General features: G+C 38.7%; 14 protein-coding genes. 8 read left to right on the top strand and 6 right to left on the bottom strand.

The genetic code is table 11. The annotated features are described in order from the left end of the window. Nucleotides 1-223: 223 nt before the first annotated feature. Nucleotides 224-496 (bottom strand): DUF2798 domain-containing protein, encoded by a 273-nt coding sequence (locus GQR55_RS09240; RefSeq protein WP_240916839.1) that lies wholly within the window; start codon nt 494-496, stop codon nt 224-226. Between the two features lie 302 nt (nt 497-798). Between GQR55_RS09240 and GQR55_RS09245 the strand changes: the two genes are divergently transcribed. The 5 genes from GQR55_RS09245 (at nt 799) to GQR55_RS09265 (ending at nt 5,468) form a co-directional block, all read left to right on the top strand. Continuing rightward, the gene (locus GQR55_RS09245; protein WP_166420349.1) at nt 799-1,866 is read left to right on the top strand and encodes a hypothetical protein; all 1,068 of its coding nucleotides are present in this window, start codon (nt 799-801) and stop codon (nt 1,864-1,866) included. A gap of 54 nt (nt 1,867-1,920) precedes the next feature. Beyond that, on the top strand, nt 1,921-2,757 hold the full coding sequence (locus GQR55_RS09250) for a TonB-dependent receptor (protein ID WP_231615040.1): 837 nt from the start codon (nt 1,921-1,923) through the stop codon (nt 2,755-2,757). A gap of 67 nt (nt 2,758-2,824) precedes the next feature. Continuing rightward, on the top strand, nt 2,825-3,610 hold the full coding sequence (locus GQR55_RS09255; protein WP_166420351.1) for an ETEC_3214 domain-containing protein: 786 nt from the start codon (nt 2,825-2,827) through the stop codon (nt 3,608-3,610). Between the two features lie 9 nt (nt 3,611-3,619). Beyond that, entirely contained in the window at nt 3,620-4,918 is a 1,299-nt protein-coding gene (locus tag GQR55_RS09260; protein ID WP_166420352.1) for a transglycosylase SLT domain-containing protein, read from the top strand. Further along, nucleotides 4,908-5,468, top strand: a complete 561-nt coding sequence (locus tag GQR55_RS09265; RefSeq protein WP_166420353.1) for an LPP20 family lipoprotein — start codon at nt 4,908-4,910, stop codon at nt 5,466-5,468. Before GQR55_RS09260 ends, GQR55_RS09265 begins: the two co-directional genes overlap by 11 nt. A 61-nt stretch (nt 5,469-5,529) precedes the next feature. Here the strand turns inward: GQR55_RS09265 and GQR55_RS09270 are convergent, their stop codons facing one another. The 3 genes from GQR55_RS09270 to GQR55_RS09280 form a co-directional block, all read right to left on the bottom strand. After that, nucleotides 5,530-6,147, bottom strand: a complete 618-nt coding sequence (locus tag GQR55_RS09270) for a LysE family translocator (RefSeq protein WP_166420354.1) — start codon at nt 6,145-6,147, stop codon at nt 5,530-5,532. Nucleotides 6,148-6,218: 71 nt separating this feature from the next. Beyond that, nucleotides 6,219-6,491, bottom strand: coding sequence for a hypothetical protein (locus GQR55_RS09275; RefSeq protein WP_166420355.1), 273 nt, complete (start codon nt 6,489-6,491; stop codon nt 6,219-6,221). Continuing rightward, nucleotides 6,492-8,954, bottom strand: a complete 2,463-nt coding sequence (locus GQR55_RS09280; RefSeq protein WP_166420356.1) for a prolyl oligopeptidase family serine peptidase — start codon at nt 8,952-8,954, stop codon at nt 6,492-6,494. A 166-nt stretch (nt 8,955-9,120) separates the two neighbouring features. Here GQR55_RS09280 and GQR55_RS09285 point away from each other — a divergent pair, with 166 nt between their 5' ends. The 3 genes from GQR55_RS09285 to GQR55_RS09295 all read left to right on the top strand — a co-directional run bounded on the left by GQR55_RS09285 (nt 9,121) and on the right by GQR55_RS09295 (nt 12,685). Continuing rightward, nucleotides 9,121-10,116, top strand: coding sequence for a LacI family DNA-binding transcriptional regulator (locus GQR55_RS09285; RefSeq protein ID WP_166420357.1), 996 nt, complete (start codon nt 9,121-9,123; stop codon nt 10,114-10,116). Beyond that, nucleotides 10,113-11,342: a glycosyltransferase gene (locus tag GQR55_RS09290; RefSeq protein WP_166420358.1), complete on the top strand. Its 1,230-nt coding sequence runs from the start codon at nt 10,113-10,115 to the stop codon at nt 11,340-11,342. The genes GQR55_RS09285 and GQR55_RS09290 overlap by 4 nt, the downstream gene beginning before the upstream one ends. A gap of 116 nt (nt 11,343-11,458) precedes the next feature. Further along, complete coding sequence (locus GQR55_RS09295) at nt 11,459-12,685, top strand: threonine/serine exporter family protein (protein WP_166420359.1); 1,227 nt, start codon at nt 11,459-11,461, stop codon at nt 12,683-12,685. A gap of 321 nt (nt 12,686-13,006) precedes the next feature. Here the strand turns inward: GQR55_RS09295 and GQR55_RS09300 are convergent, their stop codons facing one another. Both GQR55_RS09300 and poxB read right to left on the bottom strand, forming a co-directional pair. Continuing rightward, nucleotides 13,007-13,354: a hypothetical protein gene (locus GQR55_RS09300; protein WP_166420360.1), complete on the bottom strand. Its 348-nt coding sequence runs from the start codon at nt 13,352-13,354 to the stop codon at nt 13,007-13,009. A gap of 233 nt (nt 13,355-13,587) precedes the next feature. After that, nucleotides 13,588-15,312, bottom strand: coding sequence for a ubiquinone-dependent pyruvate dehydrogenase (poxB, locus tag GQR55_RS09305; RefSeq protein ID WP_166420361.1), 1,725 nt, complete (start codon nt 15,310-15,312; stop codon nt 13,588-13,590). Nucleotides 15,313-15,624: the final 312 nt, after the last annotated feature.

A 15,624-nucleotide genomic window follows, 5' to 3' on the forward strand; every position in this document is an offset into this window, starting at 1 on the left:
TAGATAGTGGTTTGGCGATTACTATCAGATCAAATTCAGAGCATGTTTTCAAGTTTTATTCCTTAAGATCCAACCTATGAATAGTCCCTAGAAAGAACCCTTCGGGCAGCGCATGTTTGGTATTTATGCTGCGTTATCGCCTATTTATGGGGAATAACCACACTACATAGGCTCTACCTTGCCTAAAAATCAAACACACTGCTGCAAATTCAACCACTAAAGGTCAATACGCCCTAAGTAATAACTTATTAACTAGCTTATGCATTAAGGTTATCATTACAAAACCAACAGGCGTCATAACTAATACTGCACTTATAAACGAGGTAAACCAGTCGGCATAAAAATGCTCTGTAACACCCACATTCACATAAGTCATAATGCCAGTTAGAGTACCGCCGATTAGAGTGATAATACTTACCATAACCAGTATTTTATAAATAAGAGGCGTTTTTTTAGGCTCAACTAGTGCTAGATTTACGGTTACAGGAGTACTCATTTAGGCATACCTTAGGCTTTAAATTAGATGACAAAGTCTACCATAGCAAATTGATTGACAATGTCAACCAACTATAAGGCCAAACTGTTTTACAAATAATGAATTAATAAATCTGATTATTAACTGTAGTTTCTTACTAACTTTATTTTGGGCTTTCTAAGTTAATTAACTGTAATATACTCATCTAAAAATAAGAATAAAGGCTTATTTAAAAGTATATATTCATCTATATGGTTGACCCTCACAGTAACAAATGTTAAAAACACTTTAAATGAACGCTAACTTAATAAAGGACTAATTAGATGATAAAGGGAATAAAAATCGCTTTAATATCAAGCATAATGCTTTCTGGCTGTGTAGTTACTGACACTCTTAACAAAGGTATTACTAGTTTAAATAACTCCCTCACAACGGCTAAATTACCTATTATTTATACAGAAGCGGCAAAAGAAAGCGGCACTGAGAAAATGAAACGTATTGCGGTTATTTCAAGTAACAGAAGCGCGGCTACAAGTATAATTGAAACAAATCTTTCAAGCATTCGTGTGAATGGCCAATCTTACTTCACCTTTGTTGATAAAACTTCGCTTAGTAAAATTATAGAGCAACAACGGTTCAATGAAAGCGATATCACTAACTCAAAAAATAGAACCCGCTTAGGTAAACTTACAGGTGCAGATACACTTGTCACTGCTAGTTACACAGCAGATGTAGACACCTCTACTTACTACGAAAAAGACAGTGAATGTATACAAAAAGGTGATAAATGGTACAAGTGTGAAAAATCTAGAGAAGTAACGGTTCAATGCTCAGAAAAAATTGCGAAAGTATACTTTATGCCTAAGGCTGTATCTGTAGAAACAGGGCAAATTATTTTTACTAAACAATATTCACACCAATCTAGTAGTAAAGTATGTAAAGGTGACGACCCTCATCCATCTGATTCAGTGCTAAGAGGCAAAGCCCTCGCTGCTGTAATAGAAGAATTAAAACAAGATGTTGCACCACACCAAGTAACTAAAAACATAGAATTAATGGAATCTGATGATTCAGATTTAACTGATAAGGCAGAAGAGTTATTAGACCTAGCTATTGAGTTTGCAGAAAAAGACATGCCTGATAACGCTTGTAAAATCTTTGCCAAAGCCCAAAGCCAATATTCAGAATCATTAGCGATAAACTATAACAATGGTCTGTGTGCAGAAAGAGCAAACGATTTAGAATTAGCAAAAGCGTATTATGATAAAGCGAGCAACTTAACATTAGATGTTGACGAACTTAAGTTTGTTATTGAAGGCCAAGTAAGAGTTACTGAGCGTGAATCTGATAACGCAAAGCTAACTCTAGCAACAACCTCAAACCGTTTATAATTTAAGTTAAGGCCTATCATCTTTTTGTTAGGCCTTATTGCTATTGGTGAAACTATGACTACTAGAATACTCTCACTACTATTAGCGGCTATAGCATTAAGCCCTTTTTTTACTAATGCAGCATCACATTGTAGTTGCAGTTCATACTATTCAAAAAATACCCAACCTAAGTGGGTAGGAATCGATATTGTTGATGATGAAAAATTAGCTAGTTCAGGCTCCTCACAATGCTCTGGTTTAAAAACAATTGATGAACGTCGGTCAGCTAAAAATGCTCGTGAAGAGCTCGCAAAATTACTAAACACTGATATTTCAGTGAAAGAAATAATTAAAAACACCTCATCAAGCACAGTAAGCCATTCTGATTACAAATCGGTAATTGAGTCTCAAACCAATCAGCTATTAAAAAGCGCAAAAGTATATGATCGTTATGTAGACCCTATTAACTGTACTGTATATGCAGCTATTTCAATTAGTAAAGCCGATCTTGAAGAAGGCCAACAAGAAAAAATAAAACAACAACAAGCGATGCTAGGCGCAAAAAATAGTTGCTTAAAAGTAACGGGCGAAAATAGCTCTCAACTTACAGAGTTATTAACTGAGCAACTTTTACAGCATGGATATAAATTAACAAACTCGGCTTGCGAAGTGACCTATTTAGTTAAAAACTCGATAATAAAAGCACAAAGTAAACTTGTGATTACACAGTTAAAACTTCAAATAGATACACAAAGCAAAAAGTCTATTTGGCAACAACGTTTTGAAGGAAAAGGTTTGAGCTACTCTAAACGCTCAAAAACCGAGCTAACTCATTTAGCAAATCAAGACAGCACAACTAATTTAATAAATAGCATTGTAAAGTTAAAAAATACTGCAATCGATTCTTATTAGCGATTATGTTAAGCCATGTTTTAAACAATTATATTTAACACTGATAAACTATATTTTAAGGATGAAAATGTCTGTAGGAAATAACTTAGAGCCTGAGGCTAACACTGAAGAAAATAAATCTTTGTTAGCTAAATTGAAAGGTTACTTTATTTTACTTATGGTTACTTTAATGGGTCTTGGAAATTGGGCCGATAGTAAAGCACTCATAATTGAAGGGTACGACGGATTCGTTACTCACTTTACGAACCAAATCGAAGAAAAAAAGATTACTGCGCTAGATATTGGCAACTATTTACCTTACGCTGAAAAAAAAATAGGTATTCCGCAAGTAATTAAAACATCATCTTTGAATGCTGATTACGAATATAGGTATTACAAAAATACGAAATATTTACTCACACTTATTAATAAAAATACTCGTATAGTTGGCATCGCTGTGCACAGCTTAAAATACGATAAAGCTATGGTACCGGAGTTTACCCCCTTAATTCCTTTTAATAAAAAAATGCTCAGAGTTAATAGTCTAAGCGATGTTATAAAATCAAGTAACGAATTTTATTTTGATTCTCATAATATTAAATATTATATGCAGTCAAAGCAGTTAAATGCTCAAGGTATGTTTTTGAACCTTAGCGTTGGCTTTAGTAACTACGCACCATTACTTGATGAAACGCAAAAAGCTTTATTTAAACTTGATGAGTTAATGCTTACTCAAGACGATGAAAAAGCCTTAGCTAAAACAACCGAGATACTTGCTAACACTGCGGCTACATTTTATGCAGTTTCTGAGCTATCTAGTGAATACATCTCTGATTCATTACTGACCAAGTATGAATTTAACGCTTATTTTTAAGGATAAAAAATGCGTCACACTTTATTATTTTTTGCTTTATTTAGTGCTTACAGCGGGGCTACAACGCCGACGTTTGAAGAATTTAAAAAACAGCAACTTGTAAAACAGACCACTTTTAAAAACGATCATCAGTTGGAATATCAAGCATTCAGACAAGCATATCTCGAGGAATACGATAAATTTAGAGATGGATTATTGCAAAACTGGTCAAAACCAATACAAAGTTCATTATTAGAGCGTGTTGAATATAGTGCGGATAAAAAAACACGTATTATTATTGATGAACAAAATTCGACAGTGACTGTACAAACACTTGAAGACTCAAATGAAGCAGGGCTAAAAGAAAGTTCTCAAGAAGAATTATTAGCAACAAATCAACTGTTAAATAATGTTAAATTATCGCCAGTTCTAACTGATATTTTTAAGAGCCCTAGCTTACTCGATAAAGCAGTAAAAACAGCAAAAGTTGATATAAAAGCACAGCCAGACGAACATGAAAGTGAAGTCGCGTTAATTAATGAAATTACTTTTCAACATGAGCAATCATTGAGTAGTTTAGATAAAAACGAGCAATTACCTAAAGCACAAATTGATACCCAAAAAGAGCAACTTACCAAAGAAAAAAAACAACGTATTAGTAAGTTAAACAATGCGCTTAAAAAAACAAAAAAACAAAACCTTACCTACAAACGCATTAAGTCGCATACTTTCGCTTTACCCGATACTTATCTACAAAAAAAAGTAGCACCTTTTGTTACTTATTACAGCCAATTTTCTAAAGACCAATTATCTTTACTATTAGCTATTTCACATGCTGAGTCGTCATTTGATCCTAATGCAAAATCGCATATTCCAGCGTTTGGATTAATGCAAATAGTGCCAAATTCAGCAGGCTTAGATGTTGCTCGCAGACAATTTAAAAAAGATATAGCCCCAACAGCTAAAGAGTTATTCGACCCGAAAACTAATATAACTTACGGTGCCGGATACTTAGATATTTTAACTACCCGATATTTGCGCAAAATTAATAATCCTATAAGCCGAAGATATTGTGCCATTGCAGCTTATAATACTGGCGCTGGTAATGTAGCCAAGGCATTTAACTTAAATAAAAGTACGAATATAAATAAAGCGGTAGTCTTAATAAACCAATTAGATAGCGAAGGTGTGTACGCGCAACTTGTAAGTAATTTACCGTACGACGAAACAAAAAAGTATTTACAAAAGGTAAGTAAATTAGATATTCAATATCAAAAAAACTTAGAACAATGGAACCTAAACAATAAGGAAGTAAATCATGCGAAATAAACTTTTAATATTGGCAGTTGCTGGAGTTATTACAGCATGTGGTACAACGCCACAACAGTCTCAACCTCTTGCTGAAAACGATTCTGTTCCAAGCTGGGTTTTACAACCTACAGCACCCGAGGGCGGTTTGGCTTCATCTAGCTGTGTAGTGTGGACAGGAAATATGGCTGCAAGTAGAGCACAAGCTATTGCCAATGCACGTGCAGATCTAGCAACTCAAATTAGTGCTAAAGCGCAAGTAATGGATACACTAATAAACAAACAATCTCAACAGCAAGACTCAACGACGACTAATTCATCATTTACTCAAATAAGTAAACAGGTAGCTGAGCAAAGTTTAGTAGGAGCTATTGCTAAAGAAATTGGTTTTGCTCGCTTAGATGGAAAGAAGCAGTTATGTGCGCTTGTAACTATGGAAAATACTAAGCCTTTATTTGATAAATTAATCGAAACGTCAGGAAAGAATTTAAGCCCTAATGATGAAGATATGCTTTATCGTGAGTTCAGATTAAAAACAACAACTGATGAGCTTAAAGCGCTAGATAAATAAGCGTTTCATAACAACCCTAATATAAGTTAGGGTTGTTATATTAATTAGAGAACCTTAATAATTAGCCCAATGCTAACCACACACCTACTACAGCCATTAAGCTGCCTGCTATTCGGTTCATCCATTTGATGTTATCGCCACGGGCTAAAAATAAACGTAGGCTTTTACCACCTGTTGCGTAAGCTAACATGCATACAAATTCGCTGACCATTATTACACCAAGCAATACTAAAAGCTGAGGGGCTACAGCATGCTCAACACTAATAAACGGCGGCAGTAGTGAAATCATAAACGCCCACCCTTTAGGGTTAGCAATTGCGGTTACAAAACCTTGCGTAAATAGTGATTGCCTACTTACGTCACTTGGCTTTGAGGTATCGACCGACATTTTGCCTTTGGCTCGCCACATGTTAACGCCAATATAAATTAAGTATGCACCGCCTACCCATTTTAAAATAGCGAACGCATCTGGGTAATTTAGCATGATGCTTGCAACGCCTAATACCGCAGCTATGGCAACGGTTGCTACGCCTAGCAGCTCACCTATCATCATCCATAATGTGCGGCGCACGCCAATGCTCATACCGAGTGTCATGGCTAGCGTCATACACATACCTGGCGTTATAGACACAAAAAAGAAGGTAGGAATAAAAACCGCAAGTGCTGCTACATCAATCATTAATTTACTCTTATATAAAAGGCAAAAACGCGGCTATAAGTAGCCGCGCTGTTGCTTACTCATGTTTATTACTATTGCCCAGTACTTACCACGGGTTCAGTAATGACCTCTACTGGCTCTGCTGTATCATTTAACAAATACTTATCTAGCCACTGCTCTTGTTCCCACAGTACGTGTAATAAGCTTTTACGTGCGCGGTAACCATGTGCCTCGTAGGGGAGCATGACTAAACGCACGTCTTTACCAAGCCCTTTAAGTGCAGCGTACATGCGCTCACTCTGCATTGGGAAAGTGCCGTGAGATTGAGGGTGGAGCTTCTTGCACCTCTGTGTATGTGTAAGCATCTATTCGCCTGCACTTGTCACTGGTTCGGTAATTACTTCTACTGGCTCTGCTGTATCATTTAACAAATACTTATCTAACCATTGTTCTTGTTCCCACAATACATGTAATAAGCTTTTACGTGCGCGGTAACCATGTGCCTCGTAAGGGAGCATGACTAAACGCACGTCTTTACCTAGCCCTTTAAGTGCAGCGTACATGCGCTCGCTTTGCATTGGGAAAGTACCCGAATTAGGATCCTCTTGACCGTGGATCATTAGCATTGGCTCGTTAATTTTTTCAGCATGGAAAAACGGCGACATATTAGCGTAAACACTTTGTGCTTGCCAAAAATCACGCTCTTCTCCTTGAAAACCAAACGGCGTTAATGTGCGGTTATACGCGCCGCTACGGGCAATACCCGTTTTAAATAAATCAGTGTGAGCAAGTAAGTTAGCAACCATAAATGCACCGTATGAGTGCCCTGCTATGGCAATTTTATCTTTATCGGCAATACCTTTTTTAACTAATACATCTACAGCGGCTTGCGCGCTTGATACTAACTGCTTTCTAAAATTATCGTTTGGCTCGCTGCCATCAATACCTACAATTGGCATTTTAGGGTCGTCAAACACAGCAATCCCTTTGGCAAGGTAAGGCATTGGGCCCCAGTAGCCAATGTAGGTAAATGCATAAGGCGATTCGCGTACTTGCGATGCTACGGCTTTATCTTTGTATTCAAGTAGGTAAGCCCACATAAGCACAGGTAATGGGCCTTGTGTTTTATCGTACCCTGGTGGTAAATAAAGCGTGCCCGAAAGCTCAACACCGTCGTCGCGTTTATAACGTAATTGCTCTTTAGTTACGCCTTTAAATGCAGGGTATGGGTGAGCAAATGTAGTTAGCTGTGTTAGCGTGTCGTTGCCTAAATCGCGTATAAAAAAGTTAGGTTGCTCAGTTTTAGATTCACGAATAGTAATAAATCGCTCACCTTCGTCGTCAAGCAGTGCACGTACACGTTCGTAATACGGCGCTTCTGATTGCCATAATCGCTTGCTGCTATTTGTTTTAACATCGTATTGATCTAAAAAAGGCACATTGCCTTGCTCTGATGCGCCATTACCACGCAGGTAAATATAACGCCCACCTACAATTTTAATAACGTTTGCGCCTAAATCGTTGCGCTCGTAAATTGCATTACCAGGGTCTTTATACGCATCGTTATAACTACGCTCTGAAAATAAAACGCGGTTTCTGTCGGCATCTCGTGGTTGCACTATGTAAGTACGAACTTGGCGATCGCTAAAGCGCCAGTCTGTCAGCATGGCTACGTTTTCGTTGCCCCACTCAATACCAGAATAACGGCGTTCTACTTTGGCAAATAATTTAGGCTCGCGTTTAAAGGGTGCACGTAAGCTGTAAACATAATCATGATGCTCAACGTCGGTTTTCATGTCTCCGCCATCTTGCGCCTCGGCCCAAATAACCTCAGCGCCTTGATCGGCTCGCCATTCAAAATCGCGGCGGCCAGTGCGAACACTGTCATAACCTTGCGGAATATTATCGGCAAGTGGCTGTTTTGCCAGCTCTGCTAATGCATAGCCGCGCATACCCCATATTTGCCATGTGCTTGCAAATCGGCTGTAAGGCACTTGATACGAAAACGGTTCATTAATACCGGCAACTAAAATATTGGTAGAATCAGGTGACACCGAAAACGATTTAAATAAAGAAGGACTACCTATTGCTTGTGTATTGCCATCAAGTGTTACGTAAGCTAATTGCCCTTGGCCGTAAAACTTAAATTGCGCTTCATCAAACGGGCTGGTTAATAAATTTTGGTAAGTACGTGCTGGTGCTTTTTCGCCAGTACTTTGTTGAATAACTGGCACTACACTTTGGCTGTTATTTTCAAGCCTAGGCTTGCCAAAATTAACAGCGAGGTTTGCAACTATGGCGCTGCTATCTGGTAGCCATTTATAAGGTGATGATGTTAGTACCGAATTTAATGCAGCGCTTGAAAGCTCTTTTGCTTGTTTGGTTTCAACGCTGTAAAGCCATAAGTTGGCTTGGGTTGGTTGCTCAACAACAAAGGCTAAATATTTACTGTTAGATGACCATTTAGGCGAGCGAATAATGCCATTAGGTAAGTTATTAATGCTAATAACCGTGCCGCTTTGCACGTGCTTTAGCTCCACCGCACTAAATTTGGCACTCACACGAGAGCGCGAAAAATTAGCGGGGTTTAGCTTAATACCCGCAAGCTTAAGCTCTTCTTTTGCAAGTTCATCAAGGGTTACTACGCGTTTACGTTCAAATAGCGCTAGCCACTGGCCATCGCTCGATAAGTAACTAGTGGGTGCTAACTTAGCATCAACCAAAGCGGCAAGCTCAGGTGACGGGGTTTGATACCCTTGCTCTGCGTAACTTGTTGGCACTAATGCCGCACAACAAATAAAGGCAACTAACAGCCTAAAAGCGCTCATGTTTTTATCCTTTTGTTATTTTTTACTCTTATAGACGTATATAAACACGTTTTGCTTTGTTCATAAAGTATTAAGGTAAGTTAAACACCTCTAAAAGATGACTTAATAGTGCTGATTAAGCTAAACTACAGCGCTATTTATTCACCACTGCGGTACTTAAAATACAATGCATAACAAAGCTAAATCCGTCACTATTTTTGATGTTGCAAAGCGTGCTGGTGTATCAAAATCAACCGTATCGTTGGTGCTTACCCAAAGCGATAAAGTGGGCAATAAAAGTAAACAAAAAATACTAAAAGCGATTGATGAGCTAGGTTACGTTTATAATCGTGATGCCGCTGCAATGCGCTCAAAGCGTTCTAACTTAGTGGCCATAGTTATAAATGATTTAACAAACCCAACTATGGCGCAACTTGCTACCAGCCTACAACTTTTGTTAAACGAAAATGGCTTACAAGCCATGATTGTAAACAGTAATAACAGCCTTGAACTACAAGCAAACGCAGTTAAAAACTTAAAAGAATACAACGCTGCGGCATTTATTGTTTGCCCTGTTGCTAATACGTGCGCCCAATGGCTTGATACGCTCAGCGCACAACACAAAGTCATTACTCTTATGAGTGAAGTGCCCTTTAGCTCAGCTCCTTGTATATTACCCGACTATAAAAAAGCCAGCCATGTAGCCAGCATGCATTTGCTCGCACAAGGCGTGACAGATATTGCATTTATAGGCAGTGAACTTACTTTAAGTGATTCACAAGCAGTGCAAAGTGGCTTTAATACAGCGTGCGCGCAGCATAGCATTACACCATTTGCGCCCATTCACTGCGAAGTAAACACAGCTCTTAGCGCTAAGCATGCCTTTATAGAAGCGTATAAACACAACCCCACATTAAACGCAGTGGTGTGTGCAAACGATATAATTGCTCAAGGTGTTATTGCCGCTATTAACTCATTAACACATCACTCTATTAAAGTAGTGAGTTGCCACCATATTCCTAATAGCGCGGTTATAGATAACAATTTAACCACCGTTGCTATAAGTACAACTGATATAGCCAAGCGGTGCCTTTTAATACTGCAAGAGCTACTACAAAATACAGCCCCGCCAGTAAAAACACTGGTAAATGTAAACTTACAAATTAGGGATTCTAGCCAATGAAAAAAGTGCTGGTAATTGGCTACGTATGGCCAGAGCCAAATTCGTCTGCTGCGGGAACGCACATGATGTCGTTATTAAATGCATTTAGAGCGCAAAACTGGAACGTTGAATTTGCAACGCCTGCGCAGCGTACCGACCACATGGTAAACCTTGACGACTTTGGCATAACGAGCCAAAGCATTGCACTAAACTGCGATAGCTTTGACGAATACGTTAAAGCCTACAATCCAGATATAGTAATGTTTGACCGTTTTATGATGGAAGAACAGTTTGGCTGGCGTGTTGATAAACATTGCCCTCATGCAGTTAAAATTTTAGATACCGAAGATTTACAATGCCTGCGTAACGCTCGCCACGAAGCATTTAAAGCTGAGCGTGAATTTACAACCAGCGATTTACACTCAGACATAGCAAAACGCGAAATTGCCGCTATTTTGCGCTGCGACCTAAGCTTAATTATTTCAAGTTATGAAATGAGCCTACTAAACAGTGTATTTAAAATAGAGCCAAGCTTATTACACCATTTACCGTTTATGGTTGATTTAAGCTCACTACCTACAAGTACAAAAACGTTTGAGCAGCGCCAGCACTTTATGACCATAGGTAACTTTAGACACGCACCAAACTGGGATGCTGTACTTTACCTACAAAAAATATGGCCACTTATTCGCAAGCAACTACCAAAAGCAGAGCTACATATTTATGGCTCATACCCACCACCAAAAGCCACGGCTCTTAACAACCCTAAAACAGGGTTTTTAATAAAAGGCTGGGCCGACAATGCGTTTGATGTAATGCAAAGCGCACGCGTATGTTTAGCGCCACTTCGCTTTGGTGCAGGCATTAAAGGTAAATTACTTGAAGCCATGATTATGCAAACACCCAGCGTTACCACCAATATTGGCGCAGAGGGCATGCATAACGATTTACCATGGCCTGGTAAAATAGCCAACACAGCTGATGATTTTGCAAGTGCAGCCATTGAAATGTACACCAATCAAAGTGACTTTGTTCAAGCGCAGCAAGATGGCAATACACTCCTTAATACGCTGTACAACAAAACCCAATTAAGCGCTGCGTTAATTAAAAAAGTTGATTCAATAAGTAGCGATTTAAACGCCCATCGCGAAAAAAACTTCACAGGCCAAATGCTCAAACATCATACAATGCGCAGCACTCAATACATGTCGCAATGGATAGCTGAAAAAAATAAAAAATTAGATTAAAAATGACTAGACACACACCAATTAGTGTTTAAAATCGCGCCCATCAAACGTGGGCAGTTTTAGCTGTATTGTCTATATTTTTAGCTTAGTTATCGCAATATTTGGTCCAAAAAGATTTGAAAACTGCAACCTTTACAGAAAAACGCAAATTTATCGTTAAATTGGGTAAAATGCTTCATAAATATGGTACGCCTGCTTACCGCTTAGAAGCTCACCTAATGGAAGTAGCTACATACTTAGGACTTAAATCGTCATTTGTTATGTCGCCAACCTCTGTAACGTTTGTTATTTGGACTGATGGCCACGAAGACGAGTATACCCATGTTGCACGTGTAGACCCTGGCGATCACGATTTAGGCTCACTTGCCGACACCGACGATCTTGTAAACCAAATGCTTGACGACAAGCTAAGTTTACAAGAAGTTGACGCGCAACTAGACGCTATTTTTGTTATGCCAAACCCATACAATAAACTTATTACTGGTGTTGCGTTTGCAACCTCTGGTGGTGCGTTTGCAATGTTAATGGGTACTAGCTGGACTGATGTTATTTGGTCATCGCTACTTACTTTAGTGGTTTATGTGTTTGTGCTTTGGTCGGGTCGCTCAAAACGCGTAGCTCATATGCTTGAGCCATTAGTGGCCATAATATCGGCAATACTTGCGTGTGCAGTGAGCGTGTATATAACACCCGAAATAAACATACGCTTGGTGGTACTTTCAGCCATTATTGTGTTTATACCCGGTTTAGCACTTGCGCTTGGTTTAGCAGAGCTGGCAGCGCGGCATTTAGTGTCGGGAACTGCGCGAGTAATGGACTCGTTTATGCTGTTGTTTAAGCTTTATTTTGGCGGTTTTATTGGTATAGGTATTGGCTTTGCACTCTTTGGGCAAGCCGACTTTGTACAACCTGAGCCATTACCAAAATGGACCGCATGGCTAGCTATATTTTTACTTTGTAGCAGCTTAATAGTTATTTTTAGAACCAAACTTAAGCATGCTGTTTGGTCTATTGCATCAGGCTTTATAGCTTATGGCACCAGTATTGGCTCGGCTATGTACCTTGATTACACATTAGGGACGTTTGTGGGTGCTTTATCGGTAGGTATATTTAGTAACTTGTTTAACCGCGTTGCTAATGCGCCCGCCTCTATTGTGGCTATGCAAGGCTTGATTGTATTAGTACCGGGTAGCAAAACGTATATTGGCTTAAACTCGCTCATTGAAGGCCAAGACTTTGTATATGCAGAGCACATTGGTCAACAAACGTTTTTAATATTTATGTCGCTTGTTGCAGGGCTAATATTTGCCAACGTAGCCCTACCGCCTAAAAAGAGTTTGTAAATCATATTGATAACTCGCTTTACTTCGATTGAGTAAAGCGAGTACTTAATTTTAAGTATTACATTGCACTTGAGTCAAACTCAAAAACCTCATAATGATTCCAGCGTAAAAATAGTTCGCCGCTTTCTAAATAACCTGAACTTCTGGATAATAAATCTATCTCAAGCAGCTATTTTCAGCGCTAACTGCGTTGAATTTACTTGCAATAGACCAGCTATTGACGCGTAAATTCGCCTTGTTTTCACTAAAAATCTCTGGCTAGAGAAAATAAATTTAAATATCACTATGATTCAATACTTTAGTAAATCTCTTAACCAGAGTTCAGGTTAAATACAGATTTATATCATTACTTGATGGATAGCAAAAATCATCCCAGTGATCACAAAAAGTTAGCCAAGGAAGGGTTAATGCTGTTTCTTGATCCCAACAAATTGTTACTGTTTGCGAATCATTCACTAAGCTTATTAACCATTGGCGGGTTAATTCATTTCCTTCTGTGGAGTCGAATCTTTTTGCGCCAACCGGAAAGTTAATGGGAGTGGTGGCAATTAATGCCCTTGCTTGCTCTTCACTCAACGGAATAAGTTTGTTTAATGTATCTTTAGAAAAATCACCATGGGATGCGCTAATCCAGCGCCATGCTAAAGAAAAGTCTTCAATTTTAATCAACGCTCTATACCTACTTTTACAAACACTTAATTGACTCAACAGCTAAACTGTAATGCCCTATTAGTTTACCATTCTTATAGCCAATCTAATGATCTACTTTAATACTTAAAATCTTACCTGTAAGCCCTATTTTTACGTTCATAAAATAAGTAATAAGACTCCAAATGGAGTCTTAATATTATTAATTCATATTTTCCTAAAGGGCTAACCAGCTCAATAGGAAAATTACTTAATTAGCGTGACCAGTTAGTTTTGGCAAGCTCTATAATTTCGTTTCCTTTGCCGTTTATTAACGCTTTCATCATGTAAACACTAAAGCCTTTTGCTTGCTCTAATTTGATTTGCGGCGGCATTGAAAGCTCTTGCTTTGCAGTATCGACTTCTAAAACAACAGGCCCTGAATGGTCCATCATCTCGTCCATTGCTGATGGTAGTTTTTCAGGGTCCTCCACATGAATCCCTTTTAAACCACAGGCCTCTGCAATTTTAGCAAAGCTTGGGTTTTCTAAATCAGTATCGCTTGATAAAAACCCACTGGCTTTCATTTCCATCGCCACAAAACTAAGTGAGCGATTATTATAAACAACAATTTTGATAGGTAAATTAAGCTGTTTAAGCGAGATTAAATCACCCATTAACATGGAAAATCCGCCATCACCACACATTGCAATGACTTGGCGATCTCTATCTACAGATTGAACGCCCATTGCCTGCGACATCGCATTTGCCATAGAGCCATGATTAAACGAGCCAATTAAACGGCGCTTACCGTTCATTGATAAATAACGCGCAGCCCACACTGTTGGCGTACCTACATCACAAGTAAAAACAGCATCGTCTGCTGCTTTATCGTTTAGTAAACGCGTTAGATATTGCGGGTGAATTAAATTTTGCGACGTTTTTCCACTGGCAAGTTCATCGAGATCTTGTCGAGACTCTTTGTAATTTTTAACACTTTTTTGTAAGTGCGAACTTGTCCGCTCACCTTTAATATAATCAAGCAGTGTGGTTACTGAATTTTTTGTATCGCCTAATACACCACAATCAATTTGCACGTGTCGCCCAAATGATGCTGCCTGATTATCAATTTGCAATATGGTGGTATTTTCTGGATAAAATGCACGATAAGGAAAGCTCGTACCAATCATAAGTAACGTATCGGCTTCTTGCATTGCATGATAGCCCGACGCAAAACCAATAAATCCGGTCATTCCAACATCGTAAGGATTGTCGTATTCAATAAACTCTTTACCACGCATGGCGTGCACAATCGGTGCTTGTAATTTTTCGGCTAGCGCAACAATTTCGTCATGGGCATCCTTACAACCAGCACCACATAATAAGGTTACTTTTTTACTTTTATTAAGATGAGTCGCCATTACTTCAATATCAGATAAAGCGGGAGTATACGTTGCTGGTTTTGGCACGTTCCATTTTGGCTTAATAGCTTTAGGCATCTCTTTTAATGCAATGTCGCCAGGTAGCACAAGTACACTCACGCCTTTGTTTAATATTGCTTGTCGCATAGCCGTTTCAAGCAGGTAAGGCATTTGCTCGGGGCTCGACACCATTTCACAATACACACTGCATTCTTTAAATAATTCTTGCGGATGGGTTTCTTGAAAATAACTACTACCAATTTCAGATGAAGGAATGTGTGCAGCAATTGCTAATACCGGTACATTATTACGCTGACAATCAAATAAGCCGTTAATTAAATGAAGATTACCAGGACCACATGAGCCCGCGCACACTGCAAGCTCGCCTGATAAATGCGCTTCGCCACCGGCTGCAAATGCGGCAACCTCTTCATGGCGAGTGCCTAGCCATTCAATTGTTCCCATTTTTCGCAGACTTTCACTAATGCCGTTAAGTGAATCGCCAGTTACTCCCCAAATACGTTTTACGCCAGCTTGTTCAAGGGTTTTAGTAATAAAACTTGCGATATTTTGACTCATAATAAAGAACTCCTAAATATTCAGTTATTCTGTAAATTGATTTTTCGTCTCTGATCTACCCGGTAAGTTATCGTTTCGAAATACGCTCAATTAATGAGAAACAATAAGCTTAGATATTTTGATAATGATAGATATATTACTACTGAGATTTTACCAACATACGCCTAAGTATGTTGCACCCCCATACTGATACATAAAACATGAATGTCCGCTTTAAAGTGTTTATGAATATGCGGGTACGAGATTTTTAGTGGCTTAACTATGAATATGTTATTATGCGCTCAATTATTTTACTGAATACTTTTCTTATAT

Origin of the sequence: Pseudoalteromonas sp. Z1A8 (assembly GCF_011378855.1) — a bacterium.
Classification (GTDB): Bacteria; Pseudomonadota; Gammaproteobacteria; order Enterobacterales; family Alteromonadaceae; genus Pseudoalteromonas.

Bases quoted from the DNA above. Each gene is read 5' to 3' on its own strand.
- GQR55_RS09285 (WP_166420357.1), top strand. From the start codon at position 9,121: ATGCATAACAAAGCTAAATCCGTCACTATTTTTGATGTTGCAAAGCGT.
- GQR55_RS09265 (WP_166420353.1), top strand. From the start codon at position 4,908: ATGCGAAATAAACTTTTAATATTGGCAGTTGCTGGAGTTATTACAGCA.
- GQR55_RS09290 (WP_166420358.1), top strand. From the start codon at position 10,113: ATGAAAAAAGTGCTGGTAATTGGCTACGTATGGCCAGAGCCAAATTCG.
- poxB (WP_166420361.1), bottom strand. From the start codon at position 15,312: ATGAGTCAAAATATCGCAAGTTTTATTACTAAAACCCTTGAACAAGCT.
- GQR55_RS09280 (WP_166420356.1), bottom strand. From the start codon at position 8,954: ATGAGCGCTTTTAGGCTGTTAGTTGCCTTTATTTGTTGTGCGGCATTA.
- GQR55_RS09270 (WP_166420354.1), bottom strand. From the start codon at position 6,147: ATGATTGATGTAGCAGCACTTGCGGTTTTTATTCCTACCTTCTTTTTT.
- GQR55_RS09255 (WP_166420351.1), top strand. From the start codon at position 2,825: ATGTCTGTAGGAAATAACTTAGAGCCTGAGGCTAACACTGAAGAAAAT.
- GQR55_RS09250 (WP_231615040.1), top strand. From the start codon at position 1,921: ATGACTACTAGAATACTCTCACTACTATTAGCGGCTATAGCATTAAGC.
- GQR55_RS09275 (WP_166420355.1), bottom strand. From the start codon at position 6,491: ATGCTTACACATACACAGAGGTGCAAGAAGCTCCACCCTCAATCTCAC.
- GQR55_RS09260 (WP_166420352.1), top strand. From the start codon at position 3,620: ATGCGTCACACTTTATTATTTTTTGCTTTATTTAGTGCTTACAGCGGG.
- GQR55_RS09245 (WP_166420349.1), top strand. From the start codon at position 799: ATGATAAAGGGAATAAAAATCGCTTTAATATCAAGCATAATGCTTTCT.
- GQR55_RS09240 (WP_240916839.1), bottom strand. From the start codon at position 496: ATGAGTACTCCTGTAACCGTAAATCTAGCACTAGTTGAGCCTAAAAAA.